General features: G+C 60.4%; 15 protein-coding genes and 1 pseudogene. 10 read left to right on the forward strand and 6 right to left on the reverse strand.

Features of this window, described 5'->3' with window-relative positions:
* The first annotated feature begins 158 nt into the window (after window positions 1-158).
* From CWM58_RS24180 to CWM58_RS24200, 5 genes are all read left to right on the forward strand, one after another.
* The gene (locus tag CWM58_RS24180; RefSeq protein ID WP_100681999.1) at window positions 159-1,643 is read left to right on the forward strand and encodes an aldehyde dehydrogenase family protein; all 1,485 of its coding nucleotides are present in this window, start codon (window positions 159-161) and stop codon (window positions 1,641-1,643) included.
* 176 nt (window positions 1,644-1,819) lie between these two features.
* Window positions 1,820-3,196: a phenylalanine transporter gene (gene pheP, locus CWM58_RS24185; protein ID WP_016160431.1), complete on the forward strand. Its 1,377-nt coding sequence runs from the start codon at window positions 1,820-1,822 to the stop codon at window positions 3,194-3,196.
* A gap of 186 nt (window positions 3,197-3,382) precedes the next feature.
* Window positions 3,383-4,588: an MFS transporter gene (locus CWM58_RS24190; protein WP_162678332.1), complete on the forward strand. Its 1,206-nt coding sequence runs from the start codon at window positions 3,383-3,385 to the stop codon at window positions 4,586-4,588.
* A 17-nt stretch (window positions 4,589-4,605) separates the two neighbouring features.
* Window positions 4,606-5,628 (forward strand): sugar phosphate isomerase/epimerase family protein, encoded by a 1,023-nt coding sequence (locus CWM58_RS24195; RefSeq protein WP_100681982.1) that lies wholly within the window; start codon window positions 4,606-4,608, stop codon window positions 5,626-5,628.
* A 1-nt stretch (window position 5,629) separates the two neighbouring features.
* On the forward strand, window positions 5,630-6,781 hold the full coding sequence (locus CWM58_RS24200) for a Gfo/Idh/MocA family protein (RefSeq protein ID WP_100681983.1): 1,152 nt from the start codon (window positions 5,630-5,632) through the stop codon (window positions 6,779-6,781).
* Window positions 6,782-6,800: 19 nt separating this feature from the next.
* Here the strand turns inward: CWM58_RS24200 and CWM58_RS24205 are convergent, their stop codons facing one another.
* On the reverse strand, window positions 6,801-7,217 hold the full coding sequence (locus CWM58_RS24205) for an Exc2 family lipoprotein (RefSeq protein ID WP_100681984.1): 417 nt from the start codon (window positions 7,215-7,217) through the stop codon (window positions 6,801-6,803).
* 232 nt (window positions 7,218-7,449) lie between these two features.
* Between CWM58_RS24205 and CWM58_RS24210 the strand changes: the two genes are divergently transcribed.
* Window positions 7,450-8,430 (forward strand): LacI family DNA-binding transcriptional regulator, encoded by a 981-nt coding sequence (locus tag CWM58_RS24210; RefSeq protein ID WP_100681985.1) that lies wholly within the window; start codon window positions 7,450-7,452, stop codon window positions 8,428-8,430.
* Window positions 8,431-8,433: 3 nt separating this feature from the next.
* Here CWM58_RS24210 and CWM58_RS24215 read toward each other — a convergent pair whose 3' ends face one another.
* Window positions 8,434-9,678: a mechanosensitive ion channel family protein gene (locus CWM58_RS24215; RefSeq protein WP_004202471.1), complete on the reverse strand. Its 1,245-nt coding sequence runs from the start codon at window positions 9,676-9,678 to the stop codon at window positions 8,434-8,436.
* Between the two features lie 70 nt (window positions 9,679-9,748).
* Entirely contained in the window at window positions 9,749-11,176 is a 1,428-nt protein-coding gene (locus CWM58_RS24220) for an MFS transporter (protein ID WP_046882469.1), read from the reverse strand.
* Window positions 11,177-11,284: 108 nt separating this feature from the next.
* Here CWM58_RS24220 and CWM58_RS24225 point away from each other — a divergent pair, with 108 nt between their 5' ends.
* The 4 genes and pseudogenes from CWM58_RS24225 (at window position 11,285) to CWM58_RS24245 (ending at window position 14,362) form a co-directional block, all read left to right on the forward strand.
* A complete protein-coding gene (locus CWM58_RS24225) occupies window positions 11,285-12,151 on the forward strand; it encodes a helix-turn-helix transcriptional regulator (RefSeq protein ID WP_100681986.1) in 867 nt (288 codons plus the stop codon).
* A gap of 385 nt (window positions 12,152-12,536) precedes the next feature.
* Window positions 12,537-13,580 (forward strand): DUF2157 domain-containing protein, encoded by a 1,044-nt coding sequence (locus CWM58_RS24235; RefSeq protein WP_100681988.1) that lies wholly within the window; start codon window positions 12,537-12,539, stop codon window positions 13,578-13,580.
* A 184-nt stretch (window positions 13,581-13,764) separates the two neighbouring features.
* A pseudogene (locus CWM58_RS24240) lies at window positions 13,765-14,082 on the forward strand (type II toxin-antitoxin system RelE/ParE family toxin).
* Complete coding sequence (locus tag CWM58_RS24245; RefSeq protein ID WP_023322192.1) at window positions 14,075-14,362, forward strand: helix-turn-helix domain-containing protein; 288 nt, start codon at window positions 14,075-14,077, stop codon at window positions 14,360-14,362. The pseudogene CWM58_RS24240 and the gene CWM58_RS24245 overlap by 8 nt, the downstream one beginning before the upstream one ends.
* Before the next feature lie 440 nt (window positions 14,363-14,802).
* Here the strand turns inward: CWM58_RS24245 and nfsB are convergent, their stop codons facing one another.
* The 3 genes from nfsB to CWM58_RS24265 all read right to left on the reverse strand — a co-directional run bounded on the left by nfsB (window position 14,803) and on the right by CWM58_RS24265 (window position 16,525).
* Complete coding sequence (gene nfsB / locus CWM58_RS24255) at window positions 14,803-15,456, reverse strand: oxygen-insensitive NAD(P)H nitroreductase (RefSeq protein WP_004178896.1); 654 nt, start codon at window positions 15,454-15,456, stop codon at window positions 14,803-14,805.
* A 119-nt stretch (window positions 15,457-15,575) separates the two neighbouring features.
* On the reverse strand, window positions 15,576-15,944 hold the full coding sequence (locus CWM58_RS24260) for an MmcQ/YjbR family DNA-binding protein (protein WP_008805536.1): 369 nt from the start codon (window positions 15,942-15,944) through the stop codon (window positions 15,576-15,578).
* Window positions 15,941-16,525: a TetR/AcrR family transcriptional regulator gene (locus tag CWM58_RS24265; RefSeq protein WP_100681990.1), complete on the reverse strand. Its 585-nt coding sequence runs from the start codon at window positions 16,523-16,525 to the stop codon at window positions 15,941-15,943. The genes CWM58_RS24260 and CWM58_RS24265 overlap by 4 nt, the downstream gene beginning before the upstream one ends.
* Window positions 16,526-16,644: the final 119 nt, after the last annotated feature.

Consider the following 16,644-nt stretch of genomic DNA (forward strand, 5'->3'; position numbering starts at 1 on the left):
GCGTTACCCTGTGGTCTTGCCTGGCTCAAGGTCCTCATCACAGCACGCCATGTGGGCGTTGAATATCGTCCGGAAGAATGACGTTCTTTAGAACGATGGGCGGCGCAGAGCAACCGTGCTGTGATAAGCCAACTTTGCTGAAAAAACGGGTGCTGACGATGAGCGAGATAACCTTACTGGCGGAAGTGACCGCCTTTTTACGCCAGCCGCACGGGCAGTTTATCGCCGGTGAGCGGGCGGCAGGCCACGGCGCGCCGTTCGCGGTGACTAACCCGGCCACCGGTCAGGCAATTGCTGAGGTGACGGCAGCGGATGTGGATCAGGCGGATCGCGCCATGGAGAGTGCCCGCCAGGCGTTCAGTCAGTGGCGCGAGATGCCGACGCTGGCGCGCGGCACGCTGCTGCTGAAGCTGGCGGATGCCCTGGCTGAGCATCGCGAAGCGCTGGCGCAGCTGGAAAGTCTCTGCTCCGGCAAGACCATCATGCTGGCGCGGATGTTGGAGCTGGATCAATCGGTGGCGTTTTTGCGCTACTTCGCCGGCTGGGCGGGGAAGGTGACCGGCGAAACGCTGGATGTGTCGCTCCCCTCCATGAACGGTGAGAAATATACCGCCTTCACCCGCCGCCAGCCGCTGGGGGTGGTGGTCGGCATCGTGCCGTGGAACTTCTCCATCATGATTGCCATCTGGAAGCTGGCGGCGGCCCTGGTCTGCGGCTGCACCATCGTCCTCAAACCGAGCGAATATACCCCGCTGACGCTGCTGCGCGTGGCGGAGCTGGCAAAAGCGGTGGGTATCCCGGATGGGGTGATTAACGTGGTCAACGGCGCCGGCGGCGAGATTGCCCAGCGGCTGATTACCCATCCGGCCTGCGCCAAGGTGAGCTTCACCGGCTCGGTGGCCACCGGTGAAAAAGTCCAGCAGTCGGCCAGCGCTTCCGGTAAACGGGTGACCCTTGAGCTGGGGGGCAAAAACGCCGCGCTGTTCCTCGATGACCTGACGCCGGAGGCGATGGTCAACGGCATTATTGAAGCCGGCTACCTGAATCAGGGGCAGATTTGCGCCGCCGCGGAGCGCTTTTATCTGCCGCAGGGCAAACTGGATGCAGTGCTGGCGCTGCTGAAAGAAAGACTCAGCGCCTTCGCGCCCGGCTCGCCGCTGGATGAACAGACGCTGATGGGGCCGCTGGCCAACCGTCAGCAATACGAGAAAGTGCTCAAACTGATCCAGATCGCGCGCGACGAGGGGGATACCATTGTTTGCGGCGGTGAAGCGCTGCCCGGCGAGGGCTATTTCCTGCAGCCGACCGCGGTCAAAGTCCGCAGCGAAGAGAGCACCCTGATGCGCGAAGAGACCTTCGGTCCGGTGTGCAGCTTCATCGGCTATCGCAGTGAAGAAGAGGCGCTGGCGCGGATCAATGCGTCGCCATATGGCCTGGCGGCCAGCGTCTGGTCCGATAATATTCGCCAGGCGCTGCGCTACTCGGAGGCGATTGACGCCGGCATCGTGTGGGTCAATATGCATACCTTCCTCGACCCGGCGGTACCGTTCGGCGGCATGAAGGGCTCGGGCATCGGGCGCGAATTCGGCAGCGCGTTTATCGATGATTATACGGAGCTGAAGTCGGTGATGGTGCGCTATTAAGTTTTGTCGGTGGAGGCAGCCCTGGCCGGGCGACGGTGACGCCTTGCCTGGCCTGGGTCCATGCGAGCGGTGGTTAATCTGGCCGCCCCTGTCCGCGCCATAGCCCCATGCAACTTGCGACAATTCCCCCTAAGTGATAAAAGGTGCCCCTTCGCAAAAACACACAGGGGAACGACGTGAAAGACGCGTCAACGTCGTCGGATGCCGTAGAAGAGAGCGGCCCGACGCTTCATCGCGGTTTACAGAACCGACATATTCAACTTATCGCCCTTGGCGGCGCGATTGGTACCGGCCTGTTTCTCGGCATTGGTCCCGCTATCCAGATGGCCGGCCCGGCGGTCTTACTGGGCTACGCCGTGGCCGGGATTGTCGCTTTTCTGATCATGCGCCAGCTGGGCGAAATGGTGGTGGAAGAGCCTGTATCCGGCTCCTTTGCCCACTTTGCCTACAAATACTGGGGCCCGTTCGCCGGTTTCCTGTCCGGCTGGAACTACTGGGTGATGTTCGTGCTGGTGGGAATGGCAGAGCTGACCGCCGCCGGGATCTACATGCAGTACTGGCTGCCCGACGTCCCGACCTGGATCTGGGCGGCGGCCTTCTTCCTCATTATTAACGCCGTCAACCTGGTCAACGTCCGTCTGTATGGCGAAGCGGAGTTCTGGTTCGCACTGATTAAGGTGCTGGCGATTATCGGCATGATTGCCTTTGGCCTGTGGATGTTGTTTGGCGGCCACGGCGGCAGCAAAGCCGGGTTCGACAACCTGTGGAAACACGGCGGCTTCCTCGCCACCGGCTGGCACGGTCTTATTCTGTCGCTGGCGGTGATTATGTTCTCCTTCGGCGGGCTGGAGCTTATCGGCATCACCGCCGCCGAAGCGCAAAACCCGGAAAAGAGCATCCCGAAAGCGGTGAACCAGGTGGTTTATCGTATCCTGCTGTTCTATATCGGTTCGCTGGTGGTGCTGCTGGCGCTCTACCCGTGGGTGGAGATCAAATCCGACAGCAGCCCGTTTGTGATGATTTTCCATCATCTCGACAGCAACATGGTGGCGTCCGCGCTGAACTTCGTCATTCTGGTGGCCTCGCTGTCGGTCTATAACAGCGGCGTGTACTCCAACAGCCGGATGCTGTTCGGCCTGTCGGTGCAGGGCAATGCGCCGACGTTCCTCGCCCGTGTCAGCAAGCGCGGCGTGCCGGTGAATTCGCTGCTGCTGTCAGGCGTCATTACCTCGCTGGTGGTGGTGCTGAACTACCTGCTGCCGCATGAAGCGCTGGGGCTGCTGATGGCCCTGGTGGTGGCGACGCTGCTCCTGAACTGGATCATGATCTGTATGGCGCACCTGAAGTTCCGCGCCGCCCAGCGCCGCAAAGGGCGTGAATCGAAGTTCAAAGCGCTGCTGGCGCCCGCCAGCAACTACTTCTGCATTGCTTTCCTTGGGTTGATTCTGGTGCTGATGTGCACTATCGACGGCATGCGCCTGTCGGCGATCCTGCTGCCGGTGTGGATCCTGTTCCTGTTTATCGCCTTCAAACTGCTGCGCCGCCCGGCGTAAGCGAGACGCCCCGCCGTCCGGCGGGGCTGCCTGCCTTTTTATTGTGATCCTCTTCGCAGGTGGGGAATTTGCCTGGCGATCTTCTTTTTGTAATCGATTACTTTTTGTGTTGAGCGATTTTGTAATCGATTACTTTTAAGGGCGAGCAACATGGTCACAACAACAGAAGGTCAGGAAAGTGCCCGCGTGAGCCACCGTTTTCTGGTGCCGCGGCTGTCGTTAATGATGTTTATGCAGTTCTTTATCTGGGGCAGCTGGTCGGTGACCCTGGGACTGGTGATGACCCGCTATGAGATGTCATTGCTGATCGGCGATGCGTTCTCCGCCGGGCCAATCGCCTCCATCCTGTCCCCCTTTGTGCTGGGAATGCTGGTGGATCGCTTTTTCGCCTCGCAGAAGGTGATGGCGGTGATGCACCTCGCCGGGGCGGCGATCCTGTGGTTTGTCCCCCAGGCACTGGTGGCGCAGAACGGCGCCCTGCTGATTGGCCTGCTGTTCGGCTATACGCTGTGCTATATGCCGACCCTGGCGCTGACCAACAATATTGCGTTCCACAGCCTGGCCAATGTCGATAAAACCTTCCCGGTGGTCCGCGTGTTCGGCACCATCGGCTGGATTATCGCCGGGATCTGCATCGGGGTGACCGGTATCTCTGATACCACCGGCATCTTCACGCTGGCGGCACTCTGTTCGGTCGCGCTGGCGATTTACAGCCTGACGCTGCCCCATACCCCGGCGCCGGCCAAAGGCATGCCGGTTCAGTTTCGCGATCTGCTGTGTGCGGACGCCTTCGCGCTGCTGAAAACCCGTCACTTCCTGATTTTTTCTCTCTGCGCCACCTTAATTTCCGTGCCGTTAGGCACCTATTACGCCTATACCGCGTCGTATCTGGCGGATGCCGGCGTCAAGGATGTCAGCACCGCGATGTCGTTTGGCCAGATGTCAGAGATCGTCTTTATGCTGATCATTCCGTTGCTGTTCCGCCGCCTCGGGGTGAAATACATGCTGCTCATCGGCATGGTGGCGTGGTTTGTCCGCTACGCCTTTTTTGCCCTCGGGGTCAGCGAAGAGGGGCGTTTCCTGCTTTATCTGGGCATTTTGCTGCACGGCGTGTGCTATGACTTTTTCTTTGTCGTCGGCTTTATCTACACCGACCGCGTGGCGGGCGAGAAGGTCAAAGGCCAGGCGCAGAGCATGATTGTGATGTTCACCTACGGGATCGGCATGCTGCTGGGCTCGCAGATCTCCGGCACGCTGTATAACCATCTGGTGGCTGGCCAGAGCGTGCCGCAGGCCTGGGTGACCTTCTGGTGGATCCCGGCGGTGGCCGCCGCGGTTATCGCCCTGATTTTCCTTTTCTCTTTCCAGTACAACGAGAAAGAGCCGCACTAATTTTACAGGAGGGGGGTATGAAAACGATTAAGGGACCGGGCATTTTTCTGGCGCAGTTTATCGGCCCGCAGGCGCCGTTTAACACCCTGGCGGGGGTGGCGCAGTGGGCCGCCGGCCTGGGATACCGGGCATTGCAGATCCCCTGCAACCACCCGGCGATTTTTGATGTCGAGCGAGCGGCGGCGAGCCAGACCTACTGCGACGAGGTCCGCGGCACCCTGGCGGAGCATGGGCTGGTCATCAGCGAGCTGTCCACTCATCTTGAAGGGCAACTGGTGGCGGTGCATCCGGCGTATGACGCGGCGTTTGACGCCTTCGCCCCAGCGGCGCTGCATGGCGATCCGCAGGCGCGCCAGCGCTGGGCGGTGGAGAAAGTGCGCCAGGCGGCAGTGGCCTCCAGCCGCCTGGGGCTGAAGGCGCATGCGACCTTTTCCGGGGCGCTGGCATGGCCCTTTTTTTATCCGTGGCCGCCGCACAATCAGCCGCTTCTGGATGAGGCCTTTGCCGAGCTGGCCCGGCGCTGGCGCCCGCTGCTGGACCACTTCGACGAACAGGGCGTCGATGTCTGCTATGAGATCCACCCCGGCGAAGATCTGCACGATGGCGTGACCTTTGAGCGTTTTCTCGCGCTGGTGGATAACCATCCGCGCTGCAATATGCTCTATGACCCGAGCCACCTGCATCTGCAGCAGATGGACTATCTGACCTATATCGATATCTATCACTCGCGTATTAAAGCCTTTCACGTCAAGGACGCCGAATTTCGCCGCAACGGGCGCAATGGCGTCTACGGCGGATACCAGCCCTGGCAGCAGCGGGCCGGGCGTTTCCGCTCTCCCGGCGACGGGCAGATCGACTTCAAAGGGGTGTTCAGTAAGCTGACCGAATATGATTTTGACGGCTGGGCGGTGCTGGAGTGGGAGTGCTGCCTGAAGGACGCCGAGACCGGCGCGCGCGAGGGCAGCGAGTTTATCCGCCGCCATATCATTCCCGTTGCCGGACGGGCCTTCGATGACTTTGCCGCCGGCGGGAGGGAATAATATGATTCAGGTCGCGATTATCGGGGCAGGGTTTATTGGTCCGGCACATCTGGAGGCGCTGCGGCGTCTGGGAGATGTCGAGGTCGTGGCGCTGTGCGACAGCCGCCTTGAGGCGGCGCAGCGCAAGGCGCGAGCGCTGAACATTGCCCATGCCTACGACAGCGTGGAGGCACTGCTGGCCCATCCGGGGCTGCAGGTGGTGCATAACTGTACCCCGAACCATCTGCATGCCCAGATTAACCGGCAGATCCTCGCCGCCGGGCTGCACGTCTTCTCCGAAAAGCCGCTGTGTATGACGGCGGAGGAGGCGCGGGAGCTGGTGGCGCTTGCCGCCCGGGCCGGCGTGGTGCATGGCGTCAGCTTTGTCTATCGCCAGTTCGCCATGGTCCAGCAGGCGGCGGCGATGATCCGCCATGGCGATGTTGGAAGGGTGTTTGCGGCGCACGGCAGCTATCTGCAGGACTGGATGCTGCTGGAGACCGACTACAACTGGCGGGTCGATTCGGCGCAGGGCGGCGCGTCGCGGACGGTGGCCGACATCGGCTCCCACTGGTGCGATACCGTGCAGTTTATGTCCGGTCGGCGGATTGTCGAGGTGATGGCGGATCTGTCTATCGTCTGGCCGACGCGTAAAGCGCCAGTCAATGGCAAAGCGACCTTCAGCGGCGTTCACGAGGCGCAGGCATATGAAACCCGGCCTGTCGATACTGAGGACTTTGGCTCGGTGCTGTTGCGTTTTGACGATGGCAGCAAGGGCAGCTTTATGGTCTCCCAGGTGAGCGCCGGGCGGAAAAACCGTCTGGCGGTGGAGATTAACGGCAGCCTCTGTTCTCTGGCCTGGGATCAGGAGGTGCCCCAGCGGCTGTGGATCGGCCACCGCGAGCAGCCGGATAGCCTGCTCAGCGACGACCCGAGCCTGCTGCGGCCGGAGGCCGCCGCCAGCGCTCATTATCCCGGCGGCCATATTGAGGGCTGGCCCGATGCCTTCAAGAATATGATGGGGCAATTTTATCAGGCGGTACGTGCCGGAAGGATGCCGGAGGCCGGGGCCCGGCGCTTCGCCGCGTTCGACGACGGCGCCGATGTGATGTACATCATCGAGGCGATCGTCAAAAGCCATCAGGAACAGCGCTGGGTCAGCGTCGAACGCTGAGCGCAGGCGGGGCGCAGGATTATTTCACCCCAAGATAGCCGTCGAGATAGGCACCGGAGAGCTCGTTGCCGAACAGGACGGAATCTTTATTTTCCATCGCATTATCCCATTTGTCGCTGGCGTTGCCGGTAAAGGCGTGCTCGGTGCGGGTGCCCTGCGCCGCCTGTTGTTTGATGGCCTCGGCGGTGCGGCGGGCGTCGCTTTCGCTCATGCCAGCGGCTTTATCCTGCTGGCCGCGGGCGTACATTGCCGTGAAGGTCGGCAGGTTTAAACGGTAATTTTCCTGGCGGTTGACGGTGAAATTACCGCCGACAAAATCGGAGCGGTGGGCGACAAACGCGTAAGCGTGGCGTTCCGGTGACGATTTTGACGAGGTGCAGCCGGTGATTGTTGCCAGGGCACAGCTGAGGGCGAGAACCGCGGTGGAGAGCCTCATGGAGATATCATCCTTAATCATAAACGAAGAAATAGGGCGCCAGGGGGCTGTCGCCAGAGCGCGAACCGGGTGGAACGGCAAAAGGATGCGCGTTAACGGCGTGGGAGAGAAGCCCTGATTTTTAATAGTTTTCTCGCGCGTTCCCGCGCTTTCGCGCCAGGCTGGCAGGCTGACCAGAGGTCATTTATGATAGCCTGCAGGATCCACCTCTATCGCAGGAAGTGCAGGGTTTATGTCTATTCAGAAAATTGCTCGTCTGGCCGGCGTCTCGGTGGCCACGGTGTCGCGGGTGTTGAACAACAGCGATACGGTAAAAGCCAAAAACCGTGAGCGCGTGCTGCAGGCGATCAAAGAGAGCAACTATCAGCCGAACCTGCTGGCGCGTCAGCTGCGAACCGCCCGCAGCAATATGATCCTGGTGATGGTCTCCAATATCGCTAATCCCTTTTGCGCCGAGGTGGTGAAGGGGATAGAAGAAGAGGCGGAGAAGAACGGCTACCGCATTCTGCTGTGTAACTCCGGGTCGGATCTGGCCCGCTCGACCTCGGGCCTGCAGCTGCTCTCCGGCAAAATGGTCGACGGCATTATTACCATGAACGCGCTCTCCAGCCTGCCGGAGCTGACCACCATGATTGGCGATGCGCCCTGGGTGCAGTGCGCGGAGTATGCCGACACCGGCAGCATCTCCTGCGTCGGGATTAACGACGTCGAGGCGGCTCAGGGGGCGGTGTCCAGGCTGGCCGATAGCGGCCGCCGCCGCATTGCGCTCATTAATCACGACCTGAGCTATCGCTATGCTCGCCTGCGCGAGCGCGGCTATAAAAGCGTGCTGCACGTGCACGGTCTGGCGTATCAGCAGGTGACCTACGCGCAGGATCTTAGCGCGGCGGCCGGTAAACGGGCGATGGAGCAGCTGCTGTCGCAAGACGAGCAGCCCGACGCGGTGTTTGCCGTTTCGGACTCTCTCGCCGCCGGGGCGTTGCGGGCGATTGACCAGGCCGGACTGCGGGTGCCGGAGGATATCGCGGTGATCGGCTTCGACGGCACCGAGCTGGCGGAAGTGGTCTCCCCGCAGCTGACCACCGTCGAACAGCCCTCCCGGGCGATCGGCCGCACGGCGGTGGCCTTGCTGATGAAACGCATCGACGATCCCGACGCTGCCGTCGAGCGGGTGATGATGGACTGGCGCGTGATAGACCGCGCCAGCGCCTGAGGATCAGCGGGAGAAGGCGCCCGCCAGCGCGCGAATGTCGTTGCCGGTGGGCGTTTGATGAATGCGTAAGCCAAACTCTTCCACCACGGCGAAGACATGGTCGAAAATATCCGCCTGGATCCCCTCATATTCCGCCCACACCACGGTGTTGGTGAAGCAGTAGATCTCGATGGGCAACCCGTTGGCATCCGGCGCCAGCTGGCGCACCATCAGAGTCATATCCTGGCGGATGCGTGGATGATGGCGTAAATACTCCTGCAGATAGGCGCGGAAGGTGCCGACATTGGTCATCCGCCGCTCGTTAAGAACCGATTGCTCCCCGGCGTACTGCTGGTTCCAGGCGCTAATCTCCTCGTGGCGCGAATCCATATAGGGTTTGAGTAATTTCGCCCGGATCAGGCGCTGCTGCTCCTGTTCATCAAGAAAATGAATGCTGGTGGTGTCGATGTTAAGGCTGCGTTTGATGCGGCGGCCGCCGGAGGCTGACATGCCGCTCCAGTTTTTAAACGAGTCGGAGACCAGCGACCAGGTCGGAATGGTGGTGATGGTGTTGTCCCAGTTGCGCACCTTGACCGTGGTGAGGCCGATATCGATCACCGCGCCGTCGGCGCCGTACTTCGGCATCTCCAGCCAGTCGCCAAGCTTGAGCATATCGTTGGCAGAGAGCTGAATACCGGCCACCAGGCCGAGGATCGGATCTTTAAACACCAGCATCAGCACCGCGGCCATCGCGCCGAGCCCGCTAATCAGGATCGCCGGCGACTGACCTATCAGCAGCGAAATAATCAGGATGCCGATAATAATCGCCGTCACCAGCTTAATCCCCTGGAATATACCCTTCAGCGGCAGCTGTGAGGCGGCGGGAAATTTCTGCGCCAGCTTTAAAATGACATCCAGCAGCGAGAAGAAGGACAGCATGGCATATATCATCACCCATAGCTGAGCCACGGTGGTTAATATTTCCGCCGCCTCGCTGCCTTTTTGCAGCCACAGCACCGCCTGCACGTTGACGATGATCCCCTGCAGGGTAAAAGCCAGTCGGTGAAAGAGTTTATTCTGCGTGATGATTTGCAGCCACAGGTGGCTGCTGGCCAACGCCCGTTTTTCGAACGCGCGCAGGACCACTTTGTGCAATATCAGATGCACGACCACGGCGGTGAATAAGATAATGCCGAAGATAATCATCAGCGAGCGGGTGGGGGTTATTTCGATACCTAAGGCGGCAATTTGCGATATTAATTCCTGCATAACGTCTCCTGAATATCCAGCGGGTATGATGACCGCTGGATAGCTATTATGCAAATCACCGCCGCCGGTATTACGACGCTACCGTCGCCGGCTGTCGGTTGAGATGATGGCGCAGCCACAGCGCGATGGCCCCCAGCAACAGCATCATGACCACCTCGACCAGCAGAAAATCAATCAGCGCCTGCGGATAGTTTCCGCCGCCGCGACGGGCCAGCGCGAGGAACAGCGAACCGAGGATAGCCGGTCCGAGACCGAGGGTCGCCTGCTGCAGGGTGCTGAGGATGGCGCTCCCGGCCCCGGCATCGCTGGCGCTGATATCGCGCATGCCAATCCGGTAAAAGCTGTTGACGATCAGCGCCTGGCCGTAGCCGATCAGCGCCGTGGCGGGGACCAACGTCAGGGCGGTGGTGGCGATGCCGAAGCGGGAGAAGGTGGCGCACAGCAGCAGGAGTCCGGCGATCTGCACCGCCAGACCGGTCAACAGGATCCGCCCCATGCTGTGGCGGGCGATAAGCCGCGGGGCATACAGCGCCGAAATAAAATAAGCCACGCCGAGGGCGATAAAGCTATTGCCGGACTGCCACGGCGCCATCCCCAGCCCCTCCTGCATGGTCAGCGCCATGCAGAACATAAAGCCGGACCAGGCGCTGAAAAACAGCAGGGCGATGGCCATGCCGAAGCGGATGCTGGTCAACTGCAGCAGACGCGGCGGTAGCAGGGGATGGTCGCCGCGCTGCTGCTGGCGCAGGGCGCTCTGACGCATGGCGAACATGAGCGGCAGGACCGCCACCAGCATCAGCTGCAGCCACAGCGGCCAGTGCAGCTCCGGACCGAGGGCCATCGGGAACAGCAGGCAGCAGAGGATCAGCGCGAGGTACAGCGTGCCCAGCCAGTCAATACGCGACGGCGTCTCGCGACGGGTTTCCGGCACATAGCGGCGGCTCAGGGCCAACACCAGCAGGCAGATCGGCACATTGATAAAAAAGGCGTTGCGCCAGCCCAGTCCGGCGATATCCGCCGACACCAGCCAGCCGCCGCCCATCTGACCGACGATAAAGGCGATGCCGCCGATGCCGCCATACAGGCTGATGGCCCGGGCGTGGGCGGGGCCTTTGAGGGTCACGTGCAGGGTCGCGAGGATCTGCGGCACAATCAGCGCCGCCCCGGCGCCCTGCAGGGTGCGGGCCGCCAGCAGGGCGCCGATGCTGTTCGCCATCCCGCACAGCAGGGAAGCGATGCCAAAGAGGGCGACGCCCCACATAAACAGGCGCCGGCGGCCGTAGTTATCGCCAAGCTTACTGCCCATCGCCAGGCAGACGGCAAATGCGACGCCGTAAAGCGCGACGATAAGCTCCAGCTGCGTGGCGCTGGCCGCCAGGGTGTGGGTGATGGCATCCAGCGCCACATTGGTGATCGAGGTATCAATAAGCGGCAGCATCTGGCCGCCCAGCAGCAGCAACAGACCGGCGCGGCCGGGTGAAACAGCAGACGTATTCATGGGATTCTCCATTGCGTCATTCAGCAGACCGACGTAGCATTACCGATAAATTAAACGGGTACCAGTTCCTGTCTATACTGGTACTGGCACTACTATGCTGGAGGGGTGATGACCACGATGCCGCAACGGGAGTTGACGATCGCCGTGCCGGACGATCGACGCAAACAGCTGGGGGCATTTTTGCGCGCCCGCCGTGAAAGCCTCGATCCGCAGCGCCTGGGGTTGCCCCGCGTGGGCCGTCGGCGCACGCCGGGCCTGCGTCGGGAAGAGGTGGCGATGCTCGCCGACGTCGGCGTCACCTGGTACACCTGGCTGGAGCAGGGGCGGGAGGTGAATCCGTCGGAGGCGGTGCTGGTGGGGGTCGCGAATGCTTTACAGTGCAGTCCGCTGGAGACCCGGCACCTGTTCGTACTGGCCGGGCTGACCCCGCCGGAAGCGACCCAGGTGACGGTGTGCGAAGGCATCAGCCCCGGTACCCGCCGGATGCTGGACAGCCTGATGCCGCAGCCAGCCAGTATTCAGAAACCGAACTTTGATATTGTGGCCTGGAACGACAGCTTCTGCCGCCTGATGGGCATCGATTTCGCCACCCTCCCGGAAGAAGATCGCAACTGCATTTATCTCTATCTGACCCATGAGACCTGGCGCAGCCGGATCGAAAATCGCGATGTGCTGCCGACCTTCGTCTCTTATTTTCGCGCCGCGATGGCCGAGCACCGTGGCGAGCCGGCGTGGGAAAACAAGCTGGCGCGCTTTTTCGCCGCCTCGTCGGAGTTTGAAACGCTGTGGCATCAGCGCTACGAGGTGCGCGGTGTGGAAAACCAGATTAAACATTTTAACCACCCGCAGCTCGGGCGATTCAGTCTGCAGCAGATGTACTGGTATTCGGCGCCGCGCAACGGTTCGCGCCTGCTGGTCTATCTGCCGATGGACGAGGCGGGCGAGCAGGCGCTGGCGTGGCTGGATCAACATTAATCACAAGGACTCAGATGGTTGAGAATGTGCCATCTTCGGGTATTGCCCGGCCGGGCTGCTGGACGGTTCCCTCTCCCTCCGGGAGAGGGCCAGGGTGAGGGAAAGCACTGCAGGGAAGTCTTTTATGTTATCTGCGACTTCAGCGCACATTGCGCTCCCGGTTAGTCTTCTGCGTTATATCTCTCATGGCGCAGGGAGCGCACAGGGGGCGGCCAGTCGCCGCCGCCCCCTGTACCCCCGGGCTCCGGCCAGCATCGGCAGTTTCAGCAGCCCCAGGACCCGCGGTGATTTGGGTTTGTAGGCCGGGTAAGGCGTACGCCGCCACCCGGCAAAAAGGCGAGCACATTAGCGAAAACAGGTTTGTCATCAGTCTCAAGGAATGCCTATGAACGTAACCCGAAAAGAACAGCGCATTATTCAGCGCGCGCTGAACGCCTGGCAGGCCAGCGGGGAGTTAACCCCGGCGGACAGCCAGCGGCTGGCGCAAACGCTGCGCGTCTCCCCCTTCGACTGGCGGCGCCTGAGCCGCTACGCCTTCTGGACCGCGCTGGCCTGCGTGCTGATTGCTCTGGGCAGCCTGTTCGCCGACAGCGAGCTGGTGGCGTGGCTGCTGAGCCTGTTCAGCCACTCGGCGCTGACGCGGATCCTGCTGCCTGCGCTGCTGGCAGTCGCCTGTTACGGCTGGGGTTTTCGCCGCCAGCGGCGGGAGACGCAGTGGCACTACAGCACCGAGGCGATTTTGTTTCTGGGCGTCGTCTTTACCGCCGTGGCGCTATGGCAGCTTGGCGAACGGCTGGATAACGGCAGCGGCCATATCGCACCGCTGTTTCTGGCCGGATGCGTGATTTACGGCGCCATCGGCTATATTGCCCGCTCCGGGCTGGTGTGGCTCTTTTTTCTGCTGGCGCTGGGCAACTGGTTTGGCGCGGAAACCGGCTATGTCTCGGGGTGGGGCGCCTACTGGCTGGGCATGAACTACCCGATTCGCTTCGTCCTGTTCGGCGGCGCGCTGCTGGCGCTCTGCTACGGCGCGCAATCCCTGCTTCGCCAGCGGCAGCTGTTTACCGTCAGCAAGGCGATGGGCCTCACGTACCTGTTTATTGCGCTGTGGATCCTGTCGATTTTCGGCAATTACGACGCTGACAGCTGGTACAAAGTGAGTCAGGCGCGACTCTTGCCGTGGGGGCTGCTGTTTGCCGCGGCGGCCGGCGTCTGCATTTTTATCAGCCTGAAAACCGATGACGGAATGCTGCGCGGCTTCGGGCTAACCTTCCTGGCGATCAATCTCTATACCCGCTTCTTTGAGTTTTTCTGGAACGGGATGCACAAGGTGCTGTTTTTCCTGATCCTTGCCGTCTCGCTGGCGGTGATTGGCCGCTATGCCGAGCGCATCTGGCACGCGGGCGAAGGGCAGGTGGAGAAAAAATAAGTTCGCGTTGAGAACGCTAACCACTCAGGCCGCGCTCAGTCGCGGCCTTTTTTCGTCCCTGATTCCAGTTTCAGCGCATTTTTCTGCGATTGGCTGCAAATGAGCATAGGCTTGCCGGGTATCTCAAAAATTAGCCTTTAAGGCAATTTTTCTTATATGCTAACATCCAGAGGAAGGGAGTCTGATGTTCAGATTGGTTGTGCATGTGGACGTTAAAAAGGAACTGCAGGCGCTTCCGCCCATTGTCCAGGCGAAGATGATCCGGCAAATAGACAAGTTACGCTAAAATCCCACCGCGCTGAGAGAACCTGACAGTAAACCGCTGGGGCAGGGGTTATTTGAAATTCGTGCGTTAGGTTCGGTACAGGGGCGAGGGATCTACGTTTTTCAGCAAGGCAAGACGCTCTTTCTGCTACGGGTTTTTGTCAAGAAAACGCAAAAAACCCCGTCATCGGAAATTCGCCTGGCGCTGAAGCGATTAGAGGAGATGCGCAATGAGTAAAAAGATCATTGACTGGGATACGTTAAAAACAGAACTGCTTAGCCAGCCTGAGGTTCAGGCTGCGTTCGATGCGCAAGAACGTCAACAGCGATTACGTACTATGCTGGCGCAATGGCGCGAGCAGGCGGGGCTGACCCGAGCCCAGGTGGCGCAGAGGATGGGGGTGAGTGCGCCGACGGTCTCCAGAATGGAAGCCAATGTCACCCGCGCCAGTCTGGATACCTTAACGCGATACGCGTTAGCCTGCGGTATAAAGCACCCACAAATTTTACTTTACTAACGCCCTCGGTGGCGATTCACTTACCGGCTCAAATTAACGACAGGTCGCACGGGCCGTAGGTCGGGTAAGCGAAGCGCCACCCGACAAAACAACGGCGCATCGGGCTACGGTTCCGGGGAACAGTGAATGGGTGCGCTCTGCTGCCCTCACCCCGGCCCTCTCCCACAGGGAGATGGAGGAACCGGCAGTTTCAGTCGCGCAAGTGGGTAAATCACCAACAGGTCGCACGAACCCCAGAACGGACAAGGCGTGAGCCGCCGCCCGGCATAAAAGCCGCTCCGCGCCCGCAGCCCCTGCCCGGCGGCGCTGCGCTTGCGCGGGCCTACGGTGAGAGGTAACTATATGATATACATTGTTATGTAGGCCGGGTCAGGCGTAGCCGCCACCCGGCACTGACAAGTGGCACCAGAGGCGCCCGGTGAAAGGCGCCTGGTGAGAGATTAAATCTCGGTGATGGTCGTCGACTGCGGCAGACGCGACTTCGGCAGGGTGGCGTTGAAATCTTCCACGCTATGGTGGCCGACCGGGACCACCACCAGGCTGGTGTAGCCCTGGGCTTTCAGGTCAAATTCCTCATCGAGGATCGCAAAATCGACCCCTTCGATCGGCACGGCATCGAGGCCCATCGCCGCCACGCCCAGCAGGAAATTGCCGACGTTGAGATACACCTGCTTCGCCATCCACTGATCGTCATCTTTCAGCTCTTTGCGGTGCATATCGGCAAAGAACGTACGACCCTTGTGGTTAGCGGCTTTTGCGTCCGGGGTGGCGAAACGGCCATCGGCCTCTTCCTGATCCACCACGCGCTGCAGCCAGGCGTCGTCCATCGCGGTTTTCGCGCAGAACACCACCACGTGCGAGGCGTCGAGAATTTTACGTTCGTTGAACACGTAGGTGCCGCTGGCGGCTTTGGCTACGCGAGCTTTCCCTTCATCGGTGCTGGCGACGATAAAGTGCCACGGCTGGGAGTTGGTGCTAGACGGGCTGTACTGCAGCAGCGTTTTCAGCTGTTCCGCTTCCCCGGCAGTCAGCTTTTTCGTGGCGTCAAAGGCCTTGGTGGAATAGCGCTTCAAAGCGACCGATACGATATCCATAACTCTTCCTCACAGTTTACAGCACCTTACCGGTGCGTTAAGGAGAGGAAGAGTACAGCGAAGATCGCAAAATGATAAGGGTGAAAAATGCGATAACACTTATCGCGTTTGGCTGAAAATCAGCGCGGACGCAGCCGCTGCTGGGCCTTTTTGCTCAGCTTATTCACCACCTGATGCCACGAATCGTCAATCAGCTCGGCCAGCAGATCCTCGCTGATATCCTCTCCCGGCACCACCGTGATCCAGTGTTTCTTGTTCATATGGTAGCCCGGTTCGATACTGCGATAAATTTCCTGATTCAGCAGCGACTTCTGCGGCTCAGCCTTCAGGTTGACCAGCGCCCGGCCGCGAATGGTCATGGTGATCATAAAGATACGGCCATCGACCTTAAACACATCATACTCTGGCCCAAAAGGCCAGCAGTGCTCGGTAAACGGGTAGGTCAGGGCGATACGATGAGCGCAGGGATGCAGCATCTCGGGGGTCATTTGGCGTCAACCTCATGCAGGGCGTTCCACATGGCTTCAAAGCCGAGGGCGATAATCTCCCGGGCGCGCTGCGGATCGTGGCTGGCGAATTCGATGGTGGTCTCCGCCAGCGACAGAAACAGGGCATCGCCAAAGGCGCGGTACGCCTCGCTGAGAAAAATCTCTTTCACCGACAGCTGGCACATTTCGTTGAGCTCCGGGAAGCTCTCTTTTACCTGGCGACGGGTTTCGTCGGTGATGCGCTCGCTGAGCGCCATCCGGCGGATCGCCTTGTGCTCCATCGGGTTGCGCACCCCCCAGTCGATATAGCTGTTCCAGATATTGCGCGCATTCTCTTTCGGGCGCTTTTCGTCCGGATCCAGCCCGGCGATCATCATCCGTACCAGACGCAGCTTAATGGCGAGGTACAGCTCGTTGAGCAACTCATCCTTGGTGGCGAAATAGCGAAACAGCGTCCCCTCGGCCACACCGGCGCTGCGGGCAATGGCCGACGTTGAGGCGGCGATGCCGGACTGGGCGAAAGCCGTGGTGGCAGCTTCCAGTAACGCTTGCTTTTTATCTTCACTCTTTGGACGAGCCACTACTTTTTTCCTCACGCAGGTTTAAACAAACCGCCGATCTTTGCACGTCTGACCAGGTCGCTGCAACGGCGGAACGCAAAAATTGAAAATCGTCTTGACGACTTTCATCACTTTCCTAA

It is taken from the genome of Klebsiella sp. H-Nf2 (assembly GCF_002806645.1).
Taxonomy (GTDB): Bacteria; Pseudomonadota; Gammaproteobacteria; order Enterobacterales; family Enterobacteriaceae; genus Klebsiella; species Klebsiella variicola.